An 18,561-nucleotide genomic window follows, 5' to 3' on the forward strand; every position below is an offset into this window, starting at 1 on the left:
GAGTGCTCCATGTTCTGCTTCAGGTCCCCGGCTTCCCGCGCGCTGGCCGCGCTCGCCTTCGCCAGCGCCGTCCCGGTCCAGGCGCAAGTCGCCCAGGAGGTCCGGTCGTATCGCATCGCGGCCGGCCCGCTCGACGTCGCGCTGACCCAGATCGCGCGGACCGCGGGCGCGGTGATCTCGTATTCGCCCGAATTGGTGGCCGGCAAGATGGCGCCGGCGGTCACTGGCGACCTGACGCTGCGGCAGGCCGCCGGGCGCGCGCTGGCCGACTCGGGCCTGGAGCTGTCCACGGCGGTGGACGGCACTTTGACGCTGCGGCGTAGCGCGACAGGCGTTGCCACGCTGGCGCCGGTGAATGTCGAGGGCGCCACGCTGGGGCCGGTCACCGAGGGCTCCGGCGCGTACACGATCGGTTCGATGAGCACCGCGACCAAGTTCCAGTTGTCCCAGCGCGAGACGCCGCAGTCGATCAGCGTGGTGACGCGGCAGCAGATGGATGACCGGGGCTTCCAGTCATTGGATGAGGTGGCGCGCGATACCACGGGCCTGACCACGCGCCAGATCGGCGGCGGCGAGCGGACCCAGTTCTTCTCGCGCGGGTTCGAGATCAGCTCCTTCCTGGCCGATGGCGTGCCGCTGGCCTATGACTACGACACGCAGGGCGTCGCCACCCTGGCGATGTATGACCACGTGGAGGTGCTGCGAGGCGCCTCCGGGCTGATGACCGGCGTGGGCAATCCGTCGGGCACGATCAATCTGGTGCGCAAGCGGCCGACCTCCACGCCGCAATTCTCGGTGACGACCAGCGCGGGCAGCTGGGACAACTACCGTGGCGAGGTCGATGGGTCGGGGCCCCTGAACGCCAGCGGCAGCGTGCGCGCGCGTGGCGTGGTCGCCTACCAGGATTCGCGCACCTTCAAGAAGGCGTACGAGCATCAGCGGCAGCTGTACTACGGCACGATCGAGGCCGACCTGGGCGCGAACACCACGCTGAGCGTGGGCGGCTACTACAACCGCGAGGACAACCCGGGCGCCGACTGGAACGGCCTGCCGACGCGGCGTGATGGCTCGTTCTATGACTTCAATCGGTCGACCCGCCTGACCCCCGACTGGGCCTACTGGAACAAGGAGAACTCCAGCCTGTTCGCCGAGCTGGACCACGGTTTCGCGAACGGCTGGAAAGGCCGGGTGACGGCCCGCGTGCTGCGCTCGAAGCTGGACATGCTGGGCACATATCTCTATCCCCTGGAGGATTCCGAGGACTTCGGCCAGGGCGCGGGCCAATACGCCTACGACAAGACGCAGCACAGCATCGACGGCTACCTGAGCGGTCCGTTCCAGCTGCTGGGCCGCACCCACGAACTGGTGCTGGGCGGCAGCTTTCGCCGCAACAAGGACGATGACGGCCCGGGCGGCTGGCCCACGGATTACAACGTGATCGTCGATCCCATGAACTGGGATTCCAGCGCGGTGCCCAAGCCCGCGTTCACCTACCCGTGGTCGCGCAAGGGCCACCAGCGCTTGTCCAGCGCGTACGCCACCACCCGGCTCAGCCTGGCTGATCCCCTGACGCTGATGCTGGGGGCGCGGGTCGATTCGTATGAATACCGCATGACGCTGAAGTCCGGCGACTACGTCGATCCGGCCGGCTACAAGGTGAGCAATGAGATCACGCCCTACGCCGGGCTGGTCTACGACCTGGACGCCCACCACTCGGTGTATGCCAGCTGGACCTCGATTTTCCAGCCACAGAACTACCAGACGGCGACGGGCGCGTTGCTGGATCCGGTGACGGGCACCAATCTGGAGGCCGGGGTCAAGGGTGAGTACTTCGATGGCAGGCTCAATGCCAGCGCCGCGATTTTCCAGATCAACCAGCGCAACCTGCCGATCACGCAGTTGCAGTCCACTTGCGCGAATCCGACCCAGTCGTGCTATTCGCAAGCGGGCGAGGTGCGGAGCCGGGGGGTGGAGCTGGAACTGGGCGGCACCTTGACGCCGGGTTGGCAGGTCATGGCCGGCTACACCTACAACCAGTCCACGTACCTCAAGGATTCGGAGAACGGTCCGGCCGGCACGCGCTATGACACGCAGACGCCGCGCCACCTGTTCAAGCTGTCCACCATGGTCACGCTGCCCGGCGCGCTGAACGCATGGCGCGTGGGCGGCGCGGTCCGCCTGCAAAGTCCGATCAGCCTGCCGCGCTACAACGTGCGGCAGGCGGGCTATGGCATTGTCGATACGGTCGTGTCGTACCAGGCGAGCCGCAACCTGGATCTGCGCCTGAACGTGTACAACATCTTCGACAAGTACTACTACCAGGCGATCGGCAGCACCCAGGACAACAACCATTTCGGCGCGCCGCGGTCGTTCCTGCTGACCGCCAAATACACTTTCTGAGGCAGGGGGATCAGAGCGGCAGCAGCGCCGTCGCCTCGATCTCGACCAGCATGCCGTCGAGCGCCAGCCGCGGCACCGGGATCAGGGTGCAGGCGGGCGCCAGGTGGATGCCCCAGCGCGACTTGATCTCGTTGGAGAACAGCGCCAGGCGTTCCTGGGTGTGGTCGACCACCAGCACCGTCAGCTTGGCCACATCGAACAGGGTGGCGCCGGCCGCGTGCAGGGCGGTCTGCACGTTGTCCAGCGCCTGGCGCACCTGGACGAGGAAGTCAGGGGATAGTTCGCCCCGGCTGTTTTCGCCACCCTGGCCGGCCGCGAACACCAGCCGGGCGGGCGTGTCGGCCACGGCCACATGCGAGTAGCCATTGGGGCGGGGGTCGTACAGGCCCGGCGGGTTGATGAAGGCGAGCGAGGACAAGGCGGGGGTGATGCGGGGCGACATGCGGAACTCCGGGAACAACCGTATTGGCGAAGCCGGAGTATCGAACCTCAACCGCGGTTGAGGTCAAGCGATCGCCCGCAATCGTCGGCGGGCCCCAAGGATCAGGACAGGGTGCGGGGCGGCATTGCCGACAGGTCGGCCAGGCTCAGGCCGCAGCCGCGCGCGCGTTCGGCCAGGGTGGCGCTTTGTTCCAGCGCCCGTTTGCTTTCGATCAGCAGTACGTCGAGCTGCTCGTCCAGCGACGACGCCATGGCCCAGGCCCGCTCGGCGAATTCGGCGGAGAAGGCGTCGACACAGGATTTGCAGATGGACGAGCCATTTCTTTCCAGCAGCGGCGCGCCTTGGGCCAGCGTCGATAGGCAGAAATGGCAGGCGAGGGCGCGGTTCATGCGTCGGGGCTCGTGGTCGGGTGGAGGCCCGCCGCGGCAACGGCTGCGGCGGGCCTGACCTACAGGACAACGGCCGATCCGGCGAAGTCTTAAATCGCCGTCTTCCCAGGCGTGTTTCAGGCGACGTAGGCCGCGCGCAGCGGCGCGGCAATGGCCTGCGGCGTCACGTCGATGACGGTCTCGGCCGGCAGCTTGAAGAACGCCGCGGTGGCCGCCAGGCGCTTGGCCTGCTCTTCCAGCGATGCGGCCGCGGCCGCGGCTTCCTCGACCAGCGCCGCATTCTGCTGGGTGACGTCGTCCATCTGGGTGACGGCGCGGTTGATCTGGTCGATGCCGAGGGACTGTTCGGTCGAGGCTTCGGTGATCTCCGCCATGATGTGGGTGACGCGCTGCACCGAGGCGACGATTTCCTGCATGGTGTCGCCCGCCACGCGCACTTGCTGCGCGCCGTTGTCGACATTGCTGGAGGATTGCTCGATCAGGTCTTTCACTTCCCGGGCGGCCTGGGCGCTGCGCTGGGCCAGCGTGCGCACTTCGCCGGCGACCACGGCGAAACCCTTGCCCTGCTCGCCGGCGCGGGCCGCCTCGACCGCGGCGTTCAAGGCCAGGATATTGGTCTGGAAGGCGATGCCGTCGATCACCGAGACGATCTCGGCGATGCGGCGCGAGCTTTCCGAGATCCGGGCCATGGTTTCCACCACCTGGCCGACCGCTACTCCGCCGCGCAGCGCGACCCCGCGGCTTTCGGCCGCGAGACCGTTGGCCTGGTGCGCATGCTCGGTGTTCTGCTTGACCGCGGTGGCGAGCTCTTCCATGGAGGCGGCGGTTTCCTCCAGCGAGGCGGCCTGTTCCTCGGTGCGGGACGACAGATTGGTGTTGCCCGAGGCGATCTCGGCGGCGCCGGTATTGATTTCGGTGACGCTGCGGCGCACCTCGGCGACAGTACGGGTCAGGCTCTCCTGCATGCGCTTGAGCGCCGTGAACAGGACGCCGATTTCGTTGTCCGAGTTCACCGCGACGCGCTGGGTCAGGTCGCCCGACGCGATGCGGTCGAAATGCAGGGCGGCGTCTTTCAGCGGTTGCAGCACCTGGCGGCTGATGAAGCGCCAGCAGCCCAGCGCCAGGACGGCGGCCAGGGCCAACATGATGATGGTGGACAGTTCCGCCCGGTCGTAACGCTGGTCGGAAGCCGTGTTGATGGCGGCACTGCGGCGTTCGGTGTGCTCCAGGAAGCCATTGACCCGCTCGACGAAGCGGGCGTCGGCGCCGCGCGTGTCGGCGACCGCGGCCGCGTAGCCTTCCGCCGACTGCTTCTGCAGCGCCTGCTCCAGGGTTTCGATGCTGCGCACGTAGCCGTTGAAGACGCTGTCCAGTTCGCTGGCAAGCCTGGCGCCGGCCTCGGTGTTCTTGGGCACCTGCTGGTAGACGGCGAAGCGCTTGCGCGCCTCGCGCAGGTATTGCGTGGCCTGGTCGATGCTGCCTTGCGCCTGGCTGCCCTTGCCGGACACGATGTCCAGGTAGGCGGCCACCAGCGTCAGCCGGCTGCGCAGCAGCAACGTCTGGGTGTCATAGAGCGGGCGGGTCTGCTCGGTGGCGACTGAGTTCAGGTCGTCCACCGCCGTGTCGGCGTCGAGCGCATACAGCCAGCCCATGCCGGTGGCGACCGCCAGCGCCAGGACGAAGATGGCCAGGACGGCCAGCAGGCCGGTGCGTATCTTCAGGTTCTTCAGCATGCTCGCAGGCTCCTATGTATGTCTTGGTGCTGACCCGTCAAAGCGCGGTGTCGGAAAAATCCGGATTGACTGTAAATTTGAATTACATATTTAACAATTGATCATTTTTCATCGGGGCATTCTGGTTTCGGCAATGCCAGCCGGCCGGCTAGAAAAACCGGTGCGTGTCGTTGCGGATGAAGCGCAGGAACCGGTGCGCGGCATCGGACAAGGGACGCGAGGCATGCGTCTGGAACTGCAGCTGGCCGGCGTTGAGCAGGGCATCGTTGAGCGGGCGGCAGATGAGCCGGCCGCTTGCCAGGTGATCGGCGGCCGTCAGGCGGGCGCACAGGGTGATCGCGTCGCCCGTCAGGACATAGTGATAGGCCGCTTCCGGCAGATTGGAGGTGAATGCCGCCGACAGCGTGATGTTGTACAGGCTGCAGGCCGTGTCCAGGATCTGGCGCAGGGCGCTGCCTCCGTCGGGCAATGCCAGCGGATACGCGGACAGCTGGGTGAGATGCAGGGATTCGCAGGCGGCCAGCGGGTGGTCGGGCCGCATCACGGCGACGATCTCCGCCGGATGCGCGTAGAAGACGGCAATGTCCTTTTCCGCGATGTGGCTATAGGTGACGCCAATGTCGGCCTGTGCCGAGCGGACGCTCTCGGAGACCTGGCCGGCGTCCAGGATATGCAGGTTGAAGCGGACCGAGGGGTGCTCGGCCTGGAAAGCGGCGAATTTGCGTGGCAGCGCATAGGTGGCAAAGCCGGGAGCGCCGGCGACTTTCACGGTCTGGGTATAGCGGCCGTTCTGGCCGTCGATCTCCGCATAGGTGCGGGCGGCGTCGGCTTCCACCCGGCGCGCATGATCCGCCAGGATGCGGCCGGCTTCGGTCACCCGCATGCCCTTGGGATGGCGTTCGAACAACTGGTTGTGCAGGCGTTGTTCCAGGCCGGCGATCTGGCGGCTGACCGCCGAACTGACGACATTGAGCCGCGCGGCGGCGCCATTGACGGATCCTGTGTCGACGACGGCGAGAAAGTAACGAAGCGCGGTGCTGTCGAATTGGAATCGCTTCATTGATATGAGTGCCGTAAATCGCAGTGTCGAGTCCGGGCGGCTGGCAACCGTAAAAGCAGCGCGCGAGACGGTGGCCCCCTGGCATACCGGTAAGCAAAGCGTACCGATACCCGTCGGGGGCGGCCGCGCGCCGTGGCGTCTTGTGAACGCCGCGGCCAACGGCGTCGGACCACGGAAGCGATGGCGGGTTGCGCGGCCGGCGGGACGGATGCGCCGTCCGGGGAGCCCGGTGCGCGGGGATGCCAGTCCCGGGGCCTGCGGGACAGGCGATTGGGCCAGAGGTGGAATTTATTCCAGCAACACCTTTTGCCACAATCGCAAATTTATCAATATTGCATTCTAATTTCGGCAATAAGACGCTGTGGCTGGAGTTGCGGCCGGGCGCGGGCGGAAGACGAAAAAAAGCGCGCCGGAGGGCGCGCCTGCAAAGTGGACCGTGGCGGAGGGAGGATCAGTCCAGCACGAAGCCGCCGGGGCCGGCCTGGCCCAGCAGTTCACGGGCGCATTGCACCGCCTCGTGGGCCGTCGCCACGGCCAGGAACGGCATGCCGAAGGCGCGCGCCATTTTCTCGCCGCGTTTGCGGATCTTGTCCAGCGCGCCGGCGTCGCGTTCGACGGCGATGAAGGCGCGGCAGCGCGCCTTCAGCCGCGACATGTTGCTGGTCTGCCATTCGATCATGGCCTTGCGATCGTCGTGGCTGGCTTCGTTGCGCATGTCGGGCACCACCATGACGAAGGTCTGCGGGTTGTTCACCAGCATCTCCATCTCGCGGATCCAGCTGGCGGAATAGCCCGCCGGGGCGCTGCCGTGCTTGGCGGTGACGATGGGGAACTGGGATAGGTCGTGGAAGAAAAACTGGTCGCGGTTCATTCGAATTCTCCGATGGAAAGGGCGGGACCGCCCTTGTGGCAGCCGCAGCCGCCGTAAAGCACCAGGCTGTAGGAGTCCAGCGCGAAGCCGCTTTGCCTGGCGATCTTGCGCACCAGTTGCGTCATTGCGCTGTCGCTGGACTCCTGGATCCGGCCGCAATGGCGGCAGACCAGGTGGTCGTGGTGTCCCTTGTCATTCAACTCGTACACGGTGGAGTGCGAGTCGAGCTGAGTACGTTTGAGCAGTCCGGCGTCCTCGAGTTGCGTGATGACGCGATAAACCGTGGCCAGGCCGATGCTGCTGTGTTCCGAGATGAGGCTGCGGTAGATGTCCGCCGCGCTCAGGTGCTGGTCCGCGTGCTGGTGGAAGATGTCCAGGATCTTCAGGCGCGGGAAGGTGGCTTTGATGCCGGCCACCCGCAGGCGGGTATGGTCCATGATGATTCTCCATTCCGGGGCTGCTGCCCGAATGATGAGAATGATGTACATTTTCAAAAAGTCCCGCTAACGGGAACCCGTCAACCTGTAGCTCAAATCTGCCAACCATGTCCGACCTGGTCGTGGTCCACCACGCCATCCCCGATGTCTTGTTGACGCCCTTCAGCATCCAGCACCCCCGGGCGTCCAAGGGCATCTCCGTGCCCGACCATTCCCACAACGAGGGCATGCTGGTGCTCGTGCATGCGGGTCTGGTGCTGGTGCAGGTCGGCACCCAGGTCTGGACGGTGCTGCCCGGCAGCCTCGGCTGGATTCCACCCGGGGTGCAGCATGCCGCGCGCTGGTTCGGCGAGGCGCGTGGTTCGTTCCTGTACGTGCGGGCCGACGCCTGCGCCCGGCTGCCGGATCATTGCCGCTCCTGGCCGTCGTCGCGGCTGATCGACGCGTTGATCGAGCGCTTCACCACCAGCCAGTCGGGCGAGCTGTCCGACGTCTACCTGGAGCAGCTGTTCGACGTGCTGCTGGCCGAGATCACGCAACGCGAGCACGCGCCGGTGTTGCTGCCGATGCCGCATGATCCGCGCCTGCAGGACCTGGCCAATTCCCTGCTGGGCACGCCCGACGACACCTCCGGCATCGACGAATGGGCGCAACGGTTGAACATGTCGTCGCGCACCCTGATGCGCCGTTTCCGCCAGGAGACCGGCGTCACGCTGGGCCAATGGCGCCAGCAGGCGCGGCTGTTGCGCGCGCTGGAAATGCTCTGCCGCGGCGGGTCGGTGACCGAGGCGGCGCTGTCTGTGGGCTACGAAAGCACCAGCGCCTTCATCGGCAGTTTCCGCAGCGCTTTTGGCATGACGCCCACGCGCTACCTGGCCGGCCGGGAATAGGCCGCCTGCATTTCCCGCCGGCCGCGTCCGGCCGCCGAGCCGGTTGCCCCGGCCACGCCCGGACGCGGTGGCCGTCCAGCCTTTACGCATCTTCACTTTTTCCCGACAGATTTGCGGATCTTCCCGCGCGCCCCTTGCCTACCATGGCGCCAGGGTAGGACAGGTCTTCTCGTCCCGCCCTCCATGCATCAAGGGTGTTCCATGACTTGCCAACCAATCTTCGCTTTCCCGCCGGCCGGGAGCGCCGGCGGCGCCGCGGCGCCGGCCCCGGTTATCGCCTTCGCCCACGTCCTGGCGCGCCTGCTGGCCGCCACGCGCAACGCCTGGCAGCTCGACGCCGTGGCCGGGAGCGCGCCGTGACGACGCCTCGCACCGGAGCGCTGCTGATCCATGGCCTGGGCGGCACCGAATTCGACATGGGCTCGCTGCACAAGGTGCTGGCGCGCGCGGGAGTGGAAACCCATGGCGTGACGTTGCCCGGCCACGCCGGCCGGCCCGAGGACCTGCTGGACGTGCGGGTCGAGGACTGGATGGACGTGGTGACGCGCCGCTACCGCGAGTTGTGCGAGCAGTACGAAGTCGTGCACGTCATCGGCATGTGCCTGGGCGCGCTGCTGGCCGTGGAGCTGTGCAAACGCGAATCGCATACCCGGGGCGCGCTGGTGTCGCTGTCCGCGCCCGTGTTCCTGGATGGCTGGAGCACGCCGTGGTATCGCGGCCTGCGCTACCTGCTTTACCACGTGCCGGGGGTGCCGCGCCGCATCCGGGTCGAGGAAGAAGACCCCTACGGCGTCAAGAGCGAACTGGTGCGGGCCTTCATCAAGGCCGGCTTCGCGCGGGGCGACGGCTTCCATTACCAATGGGTGCCGCTGGCCTGCGTGCGCCAGGTCGACCGGTTGCGCGGCATGGTCAAGCGCGGGCTGGAGCAGATGCGCTGCCCGACGCTGGTGATGCACGCGGTCGAGGACGAGCTGACCAGCCCGCGTTCGGCGCGCCTGCTGGGCGCGCGGATTCCCGGCGCGTCGGTGGTGTTGCTGCAGGACAGTTACCACATGATCTGCGTGGATCACGAGCGCGAGCGCGTGATGCAGAACGTGCTGGCATTCCTGGGCAAGGATCCGGGCATCGTGCGTGTGCGGCGGCGCGCCGCAGAATCGCGGCGAACCCGCGGCGCAACCGCGCCGGACGAGGCGCAAGGCCTGCTGGTGGCCGCCCGCTAGCGGCGCTTGTCTGCGCAGGGCCGGGACGCCTTGCGCGGGGGCTCAGGCGGCCGCGGGCTGGTCGGGCTGATTGGGATGCGAAGGGCCCTGCGGGTCGTTTTCGGCATCGGGGCGCGGCGGCACTGCCGGCAGGCCCAGGGCCAGCCTCAGGCGCTGGCAATCGGGGTTGGGCGAGCCGTCGGGCTGCCAGATGTCGAATTCGCGGCAGGGTGTCGGGCGGTTTTCGTAGATGGCGCAATGGATGCCCGGCCGGCCCAGTTCGCCGCGCAGCGAGATGCAGCGGCCGCCGCCCATTTCGGTGCCTTTCATGCAGGCGCGCAGCGGGCTCATCTGGGTGACCAGATCCAGCGGCACCTGGCCGCCATTTTCACCGGCCAGTTCGCCGATATAGAACGACACCCGGAAATGCGAGCAACAGGCGCCGCAGTCCAGGCAGGGATTGGTGGCGGGGTTGTTGTCGCCGGCCAGCAGGGCGGGCGACATCAGGGTCAGGGCGGCTGTCTCGAGCAGGGACATGGCGGAGGATCCGAAAGCCCCGTCCGGGCCCCGGCATGGACGCAAAACGGGCTTGCATGCCGCAAGCCCGCCAGGCCGATCCGGGACGGCGCGCGGACACGGCCGGCGCGGGATCAGGGTGGGGAAATAGTAGCTGGATTCGGCTTGCGGCCGCTACGACTTTTTTCGGGGACGTTGCTGCGGTAGCATCGGAAACCCGACAGCCGCCAGGACGCTTCCATGAACGCCAATTCCGACTTCTCCGACGGCCTTGCCCGCTGCGGCTGGGTCGACACATCCGCCGAATACATGGCGTACCACGATACCGAATGGGGCTTCCCGCAAGGCGACGACCGCGCCCTGTTCGAGCAATTGTGCCTAGAAGGCTTCCAGTCGGGCCTGAGCTGGCGCACCATCCTGAGCAAGCGCGAGGCGTTCCGCCGCGGCTTTGCCGGCTTCGATCCGGCCAAGGTCGCGCGCTTCGGCGAAGCGCAGATCCAGGCGCTGCTGGCCGATGCCGGCATCGTGCGCCATCGCGGCAAGATCGAGGCCGTCATCAACAACGCGCAACGCGCGCTCGAAATGATCGAGCGCGAGGGCTCGCTGGGGGCGTTCCTGTGGCGCTTCGAGGCCCCGGCCGGGGCCGCGTCCACGCGCGGCGCATCGACCTCGGCGCAATCCGAGGCTTTGTCCAAGGCGCTCAAGAAGCTGGGCTGGAAGTTCGTGGGGCCGACCACCGTCTATGCGTTCATGCAGTCGGTGGGCATGGTCAACGACCACCATCCCGACTGCCATTGCCACGCTCCGAGTGAGCGGGCCCGCAAGGCGTTCCGGCGGCCGGCCCAGGCTGCCGCGCACAAGGGCGGGGCCGCCGGCCCGTGATCGGCCGCCGCGTGGCTCAGCGCGTGGCCGTCAGCGGCGCGGACGCGGTTTGCGCGGGCGCGGCCGCGGCGGGGATGCAGTAGCGGCCTTCGCGGTAGGCCCAGCTGGGCCACAGCGCGTGTGCCAGCGCTTCCTCGGCCAGTTCCGGGTCCAGCGCCACCGGCGCGTAGTCTTCGGGCGCGGTGTAGCGGTATTGCACGGGCGTCTTGTTCGGCGCCATCACCAGCAGGTCGTTTTCCTTCAGGTAGCCATAGGTGTTGTCGTACTGCATGATGGCGCGGCCCGGGGTGCTGCGGGTCAGGTCGTGGCCCAGCATGGGGTGCTCGGTGTCGACGCCGATCAGCGACAACAGCGTCGGCGCCAGGTCGATCTGGCTGATCAGGCGATCGTCGCGCCGCGCTTCGATACCCGCGCCCAGGATCACCGCCGGTATATGGAAATGGCGCACCGGCACCAGGCTGGCGCCGAACACGCGCGAGTCATGGTCGGCGGCAATCAGGAATACGGTGTTTTCCCAATACGGCGCGTCCTTGGCGCGCTCGAAGAAGCGGCCCAGCGCCCAGTCGGCATAGCGCACGGTGTTTTCCACCGTGGCCGGATTGCCGTCGGTCTGGATGCGGCCCGCCGGATATTCCCACGGCGAATGGTTCGACACGCTGAAGGCCAGGGTGAAGGTGGGCTGGTCGCCATCTTCGCGCAGCAGGCGGTCGAGCTGGTTGAACATGTCCTCGTCCGACGCGCCCCAGGTGCCGACGAAGGCGGGATCGACGAAGTCCTCGCGGTCGACGATCTGCTTGAAACCGTTGCCCAGGAAGAAGCCTTTCATGTTGTCGAAGTGCGATTCGCCGCCGTAGATGAAGCGCGAGTGGTAGCCGTGGCGGCCCAGCAGGTCGGCCAGCGAGAAGAAGCCGCGCTGCGATCGCGGCAGCTTCAGCACCGCCTGCGCCGGAGTCGGCAGGAAACCCGTCACCACGGCCTCCAGGCCGCGCACGGAGCGCGTGCCGGTGGCGTAGGCGCGGGTGAAGGTCCAGGCCTGGCGCGCCAGCGCGTCCAGTTCGGGCGTCAGGTCCATGCCGCCCAGGCCGGCGCTGTATTGGGCGCCCAGGCTCTCTTCCAGGATGATGACCAGGTTGAGGGGGCGGGCGGTTTTACGGCTGGCGGGCTGGCGATGCAGGCTGGGGTGGTCGGCGTTGGCCGGCGGGTAAGGCAGGCCGGCTTGCGTCAGCACGCGGCGATGCATGTCGTCGTCGTCCATGCCGCCATACACGGCCGAGGCCGACTTCTCGTTCTTCATGCTGTAGACGGCGTAGAACACGTTGTACAGCGAGTTCAGCGCCAGGGTGTTGAGCATGCCGTCCGAACTGTAGGCGACCGATGACGGATTGATGGGACGGTGGCCCAGCGTGCCGCGGATCGCCAGGATCACCACGGCCAGGATCGCCAGGCTGGCCAGCGGCATCTGCCACCAGGCCAGTGGCGCATCGGGCACGGCGTGGCCGAACAGCTCATACGCGCCCCAGCCGATCAACCCCAGGGCGCCGAAGCCGCCCAGCAGCGCACCCTTGTAGCCACGCCACAGCATGCCGGAGACTTCGCGCGGGTGCTTCAGGTATTCGACGAACAGCCGGTTGGGACGGGTGTCGTATTCCAGGATGAAAGGCGGCGTGGCCACCTCGAGGAACGCCATCAGGATGAAAGCCACCAGATACCAGATGCCGGCGGCCGTGGCGGCAAATGGCAAATGCCCGAACCATGGCGACAACACCGCCGGCAGCGCCGCCATGACGCCGATCTGGTGGGCGTCGATGCGCAGGCCGCCCAGCAGCAGCGGCAGCAGGCCGCCCGCGTTGCGTACGCGCTGCCATTGCCATGCGGCCAGGGCCAGGCGGCTGAGGGTGAGCAGCGCAAAGGCCGCCACCACGAAAATCAAGCTTGAATGCCGCATCGGGCCTCCAGGTAGTGCCGCGGTTCCGCGCCGAACGCGCGGCGGGTCGATCGCCCCGCGCATTTGAACAGGGCCGGCGTCAAAAATTCGGTATGGATTATTCCTGCCATGCCAGCGAAACCTCCGCTTTCGCCCGGCCGCTTTGTAACTTTTGCCGACCGGGCTCTCTATGACATGGAAAAATCCGTACACATTATGGGGCCGGCAAGCTTAACCCGCCTGGCCGGGCGCGCTACCCTTGAGGGTAAATAGGGCCGGTATCGGCGTTCCGGCGGCAACGGCAAGGATCATAACGATGACACGCAAAACAAAAATAGCGGGCGGAATCGTGGGGGGCATTGTCCTCCTGGTGGCGGTGCTGGTGGTGGTGGTCGCGACCTTCGACTGGAACCGTGCCCGGCCGATGATCAACGAGCGGGTCAGCGCGGCCATCGGCCGTCCCTTCGCCATCAATGGCGATCTCAGCGTGGAATGGTCGCGGGAATCGGACGAAGGCGGCTGGCGTGCCTGGGTGCCATGGCCGCGCGTCGTGGCCAATGACATCAGCGTCGCCAACACCGAATGGGGCAAGGCGCCGCAGTTCGCCACCCTGAAACGCGGCGAGTTCAGCCTGTCGCCGCTGCCGTTGCTGAGCCAGCGGGTGGTGATACGCCGGATCCAGCTGACCGAGCCCGCCGCCGACCTGGAGCGGCTGGCGGATGGCCGCGCCAATTGGGTTTTCACGCTGCCCGAGTCGGGCGAGCCGTCGCCCTGGGTGCTGGATATCAATGAAATCGGCTTCGACAAGGGGCGGGTCGGCCTGTCGGACGCGATCCTGCAGGCCGACCTGACCGTGGTGGTCGACCCCTTGGGCAAACCGGTGCCTTTCGCCGATGTCGCGGGCGCTTCCTTCGTGCCGGAGGATGCGGCCGCCACGGCGCCGCGCGACTACGTTTTCGGCTGGAAGGCCGAGGGCAAATACAAGGGCCTGGCGACCAAGGGCGAAGGCAAGGTGGGCGGCATGCTCGCCTTGCAGGACCCCAGGCAGCCCTTCCCGGTGCAGGCCGATGTGACAATCGGCGGCACCAAGGCAGCGGTCGCCGGCACGCTGACCGACCCGGTGAACCTGGGCGCGCTGGACCTGCGGCTGAAACTCTCCGGGGGGTCGATGGCGCAACTGTATCCGCTGACCGGCGTGACCCTGCCGGACACGCCGCCGTATTCGACCGACGGCCATCTGGTGGCCAAGCTGCGCAACGCCGGCGGCGCCGTCTTCGATTACCGCGACTTCAACGGCCGGGTCGGCGGCAGCGACCTGCACGGCGACGTGTCGTTCGCGTTGAGCGCGCCGCGTCCCAAGCTGACCGGCAAGCTGACGTCCAGGCAGTTGCGCATGGAAGACCTGGGGCCGCTGATCGGCGTGCCCTCGGGCAAGCAGGCGCCGGCCCAGGACAAGCCCAAGGATGCGCCGGCCAAGCGGGCCGGCGGCAAGGTCCTGCCGACCCAGGCGTTTCGTACCGATCGCTGGCGCGACATGGACGCCGACGTGGCGCTGGAGGCCGGCCGCATCGTGCATGACGCCAAGTTGCCCCTGTCCGATCTGTCGGTCCATCTGGTGCTGCAGGACGGCCAGCTGACGCTGGACCCGCTGCGCTTCGGCATGGCGGGCGGCAGCATGGCCGCGACGGTGCGGCTGGACGGTTCCCAGCAGACGCTTACGGGACGCGTCGACATGCATGCGCGGCGGCTGCGCCTGAAGCAGTTGTTTCCCTCCGCGCAGGCCATGCAGAAGACGCTGGGCGAACTCAATGGCGACCTGGCGTTGTCCGGCACCGGCAATTCGGTGGCCGCGCTGCTGGGATCGGCCAGCGGTGATGTGAAGATGCTGGTCAACGATGGCGTGATCAGTCGCAGCCTGATGGAGATCGCCGGACTCAATGTCGGCAATTATGTGGTCTCCAAACTGTTCGGTGACGACGAGGTGAAGATCAACTGCGGCGCCGCCGATCTGTCGATGAAGAACGGCGTGATGACACCGCGCGTATTCGTGTTCGACACCGAGAACGCGCTGATCAACATCACAGGCACCACCGATTTCAAGAACGAGAAACTGGATCTGGACATCACGCCGGACAGCAAGGGTTTTCGCATCTTCTCGCTGCGTTCGCCGCTGTACGTGCGCGGCACCTTCGGATCGCCGGACGTGGGCGTGCACGTGGGACCGCTGGCGGCGCGCGGCGCGGGCATGGTGGCGTTGGGCGTGATCCTGACGCCCGCCGCCGGCCTGCTGGCCCTGATCGCGCCCAGCACGACCGACGACAATTCTTGCGGCACGCTGCTCAAGCAGATGCGGACACCGCCCAAGGCGCCCGCGCCCAAGGGCAAGTAGGCGCGGTCAGCGCGGCAGCGCCATGCGCGCGCCGTCCGCGGCATGGTTGTCCGCCACGCAGACCGCGTTGCGGCCGTGGTTCTTGGCGTAGTAGAGGGCGCGGTCGGCGCGTTGCATGACTTCGTCCAGCGTCGCGCCATGGGCGGGGTAGCAGGCCACGCCGGCCGACAGGGTGATGGGGGCGGGCAGGCCCGTGTCGGTCCCCAGCCGTTCGAGTTTCAGGCGCAGGCGCTCGGCGGCGCCCACCGCGGCCGCCAGCGACGCGCCGGGCATCAGCATCACGAATTCCTCGCCGCCGCTGCGGGCGACGGTGTCGCCGCCGCGTGAACCTTCGGTCAGCAACGCCGCCAGAATCTGCAGGGCGCGGTCGCCGGCGGCGTGGCCGTAGCGGTCGTTGATGTTCTTGAAGTGATCGATGTCCAGCGCCACGATGGCCAGCGGCGTCTCGGCCGCCTGCAGCAACGCCATGGCCTCGTTCAGGCCACGCCGGTTCAGCAGGCTGGTCAGGGTGTCGGTGGTGGACGCGCGGCGCAGGTCGCGGATCTTGTGCTGGATCGACGTCAGTCCCATCAACAGCGCGCGCTTGAGCTGCGAGGCCTCGAAATACCAGGAGCGCACCTTGCGGATGCGCTCGGCGGAATCGGGGTCCTGCATGCGCTTGGCAATGCCGGCCAGCTCGCCGAGCGGGCGGGCGATCCAGCGCGACAGCAACCAGATCAGCACGATCGACATCACCAGCAACGGCAGGGTGTTGCGCGCCGTCGCCATCAGCAGATCGTTCAGCGGCAGCAAGGTGCTGGCGACCGGCCGTTGCGCGATGATGGTCCAGCCGGTGCTGGGCACGGGCGCATAGCCTGCCAGGATCGCGTTGCGGGAGGCGTCGGTGAAACGGATTTCGCCGGTCTCGCCGCGCAACGCCGCGGCCAGCGCGGCCTTGTCGGCGGACGCCTGGCCGAGGCGGCTGCGGTCCGGATGGTAGATCAGGGTGCCATCGCGCGACAGCACGTACAACAGGGAATCGTCGCGGTTGAAATGCTGGCCCAGCAGGCGGTCCAGCACGTTGTCCTCGTGCAGGTAGAGCGTGCCGGCGATATAGCCGAGATAGCGGTAGTCGCGCGAGAAGATGGGATGGGTGTACAGGATCAGCCAGCGCCCGTTGCTGGCGCGAAACGGTTCGCTGATGAACGGCCGCCGCGTGGTCAGCGCCGTCTTGGCGGCGTCGCTGGTCATGTGCTGGCCCCGCAGCTGCGGATACGAGGTCGACACCGCCAGCACCTCGCCTTGCGCCGATACCACGAAGCTGGAGTTGAAATGGCCCAGCTGCTCTTCCTGGCGGCGGGTTTCCGACGCCATGAGTCCGGGATGGGTCTCCATGTCCGCCAGCACATCGGCGCTATAGGCCAGGTGCCGGCGCAGGTCGCCCAGGAAATATTCGGTGGTGGCCGCCAGCTTGGCCGCGTAGACCCGGTTGCTCTCGAGCGCGTTATGCAGCAGCAGGTCGCGCTGCACCAGGTAGCTGGCATGCAGGCCCGCCGCCAGTACCAGGAAGATCGACAGCAGGCTGATCCAGAGGATGAGGCGCCGTAGGTCGATGCGGAGCATGGAAGGGGGCGTCAGGCGTGAGCCCGGCCGGAGGGCGGGTCGGATTGGGGCGCGCTGCCCGTGAGCGCATCCCAGGCGCACATTGCCTGGCGCGCCACGGCTTGCAGGGTCTTGCGGCTGGCGCCGTCGCGCGCCTGGATCGACATTCCGTGAAGGATCGTGGTGTAGAACGCCGCGAGGCCTTTCAGGTCGGCCCCCGCGGGCAGCTCGCCGGCGCTGGCGGCAGCGGTCAGGCGGGCGAGGATGCGGCTTTGCATTTCGCGGCGGTTGTCGCCCAGGAAGACGCCCACGCCGTCGTGGCTTTCCGCGCCGGACGGCGCGCCCAGCACGATCAGGCAACCGGGCGGGGCGCCAGGGGCGGTGAAGCGCTCGGCCGCCGCCAGCAGCATGCCGCAGACCCCTTCGCGGGCGGTGGCGCCCGCGGCCAGCGCGCGGCGCGAAGCGGCGCCATCGGTGTCGCGATAAAGCTGCACGGCCTCGCGAAATAGTCCTTCTTTTGAGCCGAATGCGCCGTAGAGGCTGGGCGAGTTGATGCCCATCGCGGCCGTCAGATCGGTTAGCGATGCTCCTTCGTATCCCTTCGACCAGAAGACTTCCATGGCCTTGCGCAAGGCCTGGGCTCGGTCGAAGTTCCGGGGGCGCCCACGTTCTGCCATATGCGCATGATTTTACTCGGGACAGATATTTTGTGTTGATCGATAAAAAAATCATTGACGTCCGTTCGTGGGCGTCGGATCATATTTGTACTGATCACTACAAATTAAGGTTGAACCATGCAGAATCTGAACGGAAAAGTGGCTTTCGTAACCGGCGGCAGCCGCGGCATCGGCGCGGCGATCGTGCGGCGCCTGGCGGCGGATGGCGCCGATGTCGCCTTCACCTATGTCAGCGCGTCGTCGCGCGACAGCGCCGCCGCGCTGGCACGCGAGCTGGAAGCCGGCGGCCGCCGCGCGCGGGCCATCCAGGCGGATTCGGCCGATCCGGCGCAGGTGCGCCAGGCGGTGGAGCAGGCCATCGACGAACTGGGGCCCGTGGACGTGCTGGTGAACAACGCGGGCATCTTCCTCGCCGGCCCGCTGGACGAGGTCACGCTGGACGACTACGAGCGCACCATGAACATCAACGTGCGCGCGCCATTCGTGGCCATCCAGGCGGCGCAGGCGTCGATGCCGGACGGCGGGCGCATCATCAATATCGGCAGTTGCCTGGCGGAACGCTCGGGCCGCGCGGGCGTGACGCTGTACTCGGCCAGCAAGTCGGCGTTGCTGGGAATGACGCGTGGACTGGCGCGCGACCTTGGCGCGCGCGGCATCACCGCCAACGTGGTGCACCCGGGGCCCATCGACACCGACATGAACCCGGCCGACGGCGAACGCGCCGGCGACCTGGTGGCGGTGCTGTCACTGCCACATTACGGTGAGACGCGCGACATCGCGGGCATGGTCGCCTTCCTGGCCGGGCCGGACGGGCGCTACGTGACGGGAGCCAGCCTGGCGGTGGATGGCGGCTACGCGGCCTGATCGCGGCGCTTCGGTTGTCCCCGGCTGGCAACTTTTTGCGGCGGATCGACAACCGACTTGCACATTTAAAAAAAGCTCCCTATAATCTCGCTTCTTCGCAGTTCAAACACAACGAAACGCAGCGGCAACGACGCGAAAGCGCCGGGTCCCAAGCAGATGTGGATGAGCATGCAGGGCTGTTAGCTCAGTTGGTAGAGCAGCGGACTCTTAATCCGTAGGTCGAGTGTTCGAGCCACTCACAGCCCACCAGAATTCCTAATGAAATCTACGCCCTGGTTGCCTGGCAACCAGGGCGTTTTTCATTGCC

The 18,561-nt window shown here is 67.1% G+C and carries 17 protein-coding genes and 1 tRNA gene; 8 read left to right on the top strand and 10 right to left on the bottom strand.

Going from position 1 to position 18,561, the window contains the following annotated elements; all coding sequences use genetic code 11:
- The first annotated feature begins 9 nt into the window (after positions 1-9).
- Positions 10-2,400 (top strand): TonB-dependent siderophore receptor, encoded by a 2,391-nt coding sequence (locus ACUTAG_RS18975; RefSeq protein ID WP_446650262.1) that lies wholly within the window; start codon positions 10-12, stop codon positions 2,398-2,400.
- A gap of 10 nt (positions 2,401-2,410) precedes the next feature.
- Here the strand turns inward: ACUTAG_RS18975 and ACUTAG_RS18980 are convergent, their stop codons facing one another.
- The 6 genes from ACUTAG_RS18980 to ACUTAG_RS19005 all read right to left on the bottom strand — a co-directional run bounded on the left by ACUTAG_RS18980 (position 2,411) and on the right by ACUTAG_RS19005 (position 7,332).
- The gene (locus tag ACUTAG_RS18980; protein ID WP_446650263.1) at positions 2,411-2,842 is read right to left on the bottom strand and encodes a RidA family protein; all 432 of its coding nucleotides are present in this window, start codon (positions 2,840-2,842) and stop codon (positions 2,411-2,413) included.
- Positions 2,843-2,943: 101 nt separating this feature from the next.
- The gene (locus ACUTAG_RS18985; protein WP_006388818.1) at positions 2,944-3,231 is read right to left on the bottom strand and encodes a hypothetical protein; all 288 of its coding nucleotides are present in this window, start codon (positions 3,229-3,231) and stop codon (positions 2,944-2,946) included.
- 116 nt (positions 3,232-3,347) lie between these two features.
- A complete protein-coding gene (locus ACUTAG_RS18990; protein WP_006388819.1) occupies positions 3,348-4,964 on the bottom strand; it encodes a methyl-accepting chemotaxis protein in 1,617 nt (538 codons plus the stop codon).
- 148 nt (positions 4,965-5,112) lie between these two features.
- Entirely contained in the window at positions 5,113-6,024 is a 912-nt protein-coding gene (locus tag ACUTAG_RS18995) for a LysR family transcriptional regulator (protein WP_006388820.1), read from the bottom strand.
- Between the two features lie 451 nt (positions 6,025-6,475).
- Complete coding sequence (locus ACUTAG_RS19000; RefSeq protein ID WP_006388821.1) at positions 6,476-6,895, bottom strand: hypothetical protein; 420 nt, start codon at positions 6,893-6,895, stop codon at positions 6,476-6,478.
- A complete protein-coding gene (locus ACUTAG_RS19005; RefSeq protein ID WP_006388822.1) occupies positions 6,892-7,332 on the bottom strand; it encodes a Fur family transcriptional regulator in 441 nt (146 codons plus the stop codon). Before ACUTAG_RS19005 ends, ACUTAG_RS19000 begins: the two co-directional genes overlap by 4 nt.
- A 107-nt stretch (positions 7,333-7,439) precedes the next feature.
- Between ACUTAG_RS19005 and ACUTAG_RS19010 the strand changes: the two genes are divergently transcribed.
- The 3 genes from ACUTAG_RS19010 to ACUTAG_RS19020 all read left to right on the top strand — a co-directional run bounded on the left by ACUTAG_RS19010 (position 7,440) and on the right by ACUTAG_RS19020 (position 9,442).
- A complete protein-coding gene (locus ACUTAG_RS19010; RefSeq protein WP_006388823.1) occupies positions 7,440-8,222 on the top strand; it encodes a helix-turn-helix transcriptional regulator in 783 nt (260 codons plus the stop codon).
- Positions 8,223-8,423: 201 nt separating this feature from the next.
- Positions 8,424-8,582, top strand: coding sequence for a hypothetical protein (locus tag ACUTAG_RS19015; protein ID WP_020925112.1), 159 nt, complete (start codon positions 8,424-8,426; stop codon positions 8,580-8,582).
- Complete coding sequence (locus tag ACUTAG_RS19020) at positions 8,579-9,442, top strand: alpha/beta hydrolase (protein ID WP_006388824.1); 864 nt, start codon at positions 8,579-8,581, stop codon at positions 9,440-9,442. The genes ACUTAG_RS19015 and ACUTAG_RS19020 overlap by 4 nt, the downstream gene beginning before the upstream one ends.
- Before the next feature lie 42 nt (positions 9,443-9,484).
- Here ACUTAG_RS19020 and ACUTAG_RS19025 read toward each other — a convergent pair whose 3' ends face one another.
- Complete coding sequence (locus ACUTAG_RS19025) at positions 9,485-9,958, bottom strand: YkgJ family cysteine cluster protein (RefSeq protein WP_024067768.1); 474 nt, start codon at positions 9,956-9,958, stop codon at positions 9,485-9,487.
- Positions 9,959-10,177: 219 nt separating this feature from the next.
- Here ACUTAG_RS19025 and ACUTAG_RS19030 point away from each other — a divergent pair, with 219 nt between their 5' ends.
- Positions 10,178-10,819, top strand: coding sequence for a DNA-3-methyladenine glycosylase I (locus tag ACUTAG_RS19030; RefSeq protein ID WP_054496864.1), 642 nt, complete (start codon positions 10,178-10,180; stop codon positions 10,817-10,819).
- A gap of 16 nt (positions 10,820-10,835) precedes the next feature.
- Here the strand turns inward: ACUTAG_RS19030 and ACUTAG_RS19035 are convergent, their stop codons facing one another.
- Positions 10,836-12,764, bottom strand: coding sequence for an LTA synthase family protein (locus ACUTAG_RS19035; RefSeq protein ID WP_035183791.1), 1,929 nt, complete (start codon positions 12,762-12,764; stop codon positions 10,836-10,838).
- Between the two features lie 295 nt (positions 12,765-13,059).
- Here ACUTAG_RS19035 and ACUTAG_RS19040 point away from each other — a divergent pair, with 295 nt between their 5' ends.
- Positions 13,060-15,132, top strand: coding sequence for an AsmA family protein (locus ACUTAG_RS19040; RefSeq protein ID WP_020925109.1), 2,073 nt, complete (start codon positions 13,060-13,062; stop codon positions 15,130-15,132).
- A 6-nt stretch (positions 15,133-15,138) separates the two neighbouring features.
- On the opposite strand, the gene ACUTAG_RS19045 is transcribed toward ACUTAG_RS19040, so the two are convergent.
- Together ACUTAG_RS19045 and ACUTAG_RS19050 are read right to left on the bottom strand one after the other, a co-directional pair.
- Positions 15,139-16,734, bottom strand: coding sequence for a sensor domain-containing diguanylate cyclase (locus ACUTAG_RS19045; protein WP_006388829.1), 1,596 nt, complete (start codon positions 16,732-16,734; stop codon positions 15,139-15,141).
- Positions 16,735-16,745: 11 nt separating this feature from the next.
- Positions 16,746-17,390: a TetR/AcrR family transcriptional regulator gene (locus ACUTAG_RS19050; RefSeq protein ID WP_006388830.1), complete on the bottom strand. Its 645-nt coding sequence runs from the start codon at positions 17,388-17,390 to the stop codon at positions 16,746-16,748.
- 117 nt (positions 17,391-17,507) lie between these two features.
- Here ACUTAG_RS19050 and ACUTAG_RS19055 point away from each other — a divergent pair, with 117 nt between their 5' ends.
- A complete protein-coding gene (locus ACUTAG_RS19055; protein ID WP_026382369.1) occupies positions 17,508-18,254 on the top strand; it encodes a 3-oxoacyl-ACP reductase family protein in 747 nt (248 codons plus the stop codon).
- Between the two features lie 173 nt (positions 18,255-18,427).
- Positions 18,428-18,503: transfer RNA gene (locus ACUTAG_RS19060), tRNA-Lys, on the top strand.
- The last annotated feature ends 58 nt before the right edge of the window (positions 18,504-18,561 follow it).

This window comes from Achromobacter sp. CSND-B12 (assembly GCF_052906545.1).

Coding starts and splice junctions, on each gene's coding strand:
- ACUTAG_RS18975 (WP_446650262.1), top strand. CDS start 10: ATGTTCTGCTTCAGGTCCCCGGCTTCCCGCGCGCTGGCCGCGCTCGCC.
- ACUTAG_RS18980 (WP_446650263.1), bottom strand. CDS start 2,842: ATGTCGCCCCGCATCACCCCCGCCTTGTCCTCGCTCGCCTTCATCAAC.
- ACUTAG_RS18985 (WP_006388818.1), bottom strand. CDS start 3,231: ATGAACCGCGCCCTCGCCTGCCATTTCTGCCTATCGACGCTGGCCCAA.
- ACUTAG_RS18990 (WP_006388819.1), bottom strand. CDS start 4,964: ATGCTGAAGAACCTGAAGATACGCACCGGCCTGCTGGCCGTCCTGGCC.
- ACUTAG_RS18995 (WP_006388820.1), bottom strand. CDS start 6,024: ATGAAGCGATTCCAATTCGACAGCACCGCGCTTCGTTACTTTCTCGCC.
- ACUTAG_RS19000 (WP_006388821.1), bottom strand. CDS start 6,895: ATGAACCGCGACCAGTTTTTCTTCCACGACCTATCCCAGTTCCCCATC.
- ACUTAG_RS19005 (WP_006388822.1), bottom strand. CDS start 7,332: ATGGACCATACCCGCCTGCGGGTGGCCGGCATCAAAGCCACCTTCCCG.
- ACUTAG_RS19010 (WP_006388823.1), top strand. CDS start 7,440: ATGTCCGACCTGGTCGTGGTCCACCACGCCATCCCCGATGTCTTGTTG.
- ACUTAG_RS19015 (WP_020925112.1), top strand. CDS start 8,424: ATGACTTGCCAACCAATCTTCGCTTTCCCGCCGGCCGGGAGCGCCGGC.
- ACUTAG_RS19025 (WP_024067768.1), bottom strand. CDS start 9,958: ATGTCCCTGCTCGAGACAGCCGCCCTGACCCTGATGTCGCCCGCCCTG.
- ACUTAG_RS19030 (WP_054496864.1), top strand. CDS start 10,178: ATGAACGCCAATTCCGACTTCTCCGACGGCCTTGCCCGCTGCGGCTGG.
- ACUTAG_RS19035 (WP_035183791.1), bottom strand. CDS start 12,764: ATGCGGCATTCAAGCTTGATTTTCGTGGTGGCGGCCTTTGCGCTGCTC.
- ACUTAG_RS19040 (WP_020925109.1), top strand. CDS start 13,060: ATGACACGCAAAACAAAAATAGCGGGCGGAATCGTGGGGGGCATTGTC.
- ACUTAG_RS19045 (WP_006388829.1), bottom strand. CDS start 16,734: ATGCTCCGCATCGACCTACGGCGCCTCATCCTCTGGATCAGCCTGCTG.
- ACUTAG_RS19050 (WP_006388830.1), bottom strand. CDS start 17,390: ATGGCAGAACGTGGGCGCCCCCGGAACTTCGACCGAGCCCAGGCCTTG.
- ACUTAG_RS19055 (WP_026382369.1), top strand. CDS start 17,508: ATGCAGAATCTGAACGGAAAAGTGGCTTTCGTAACCGGCGGCAGCCGC.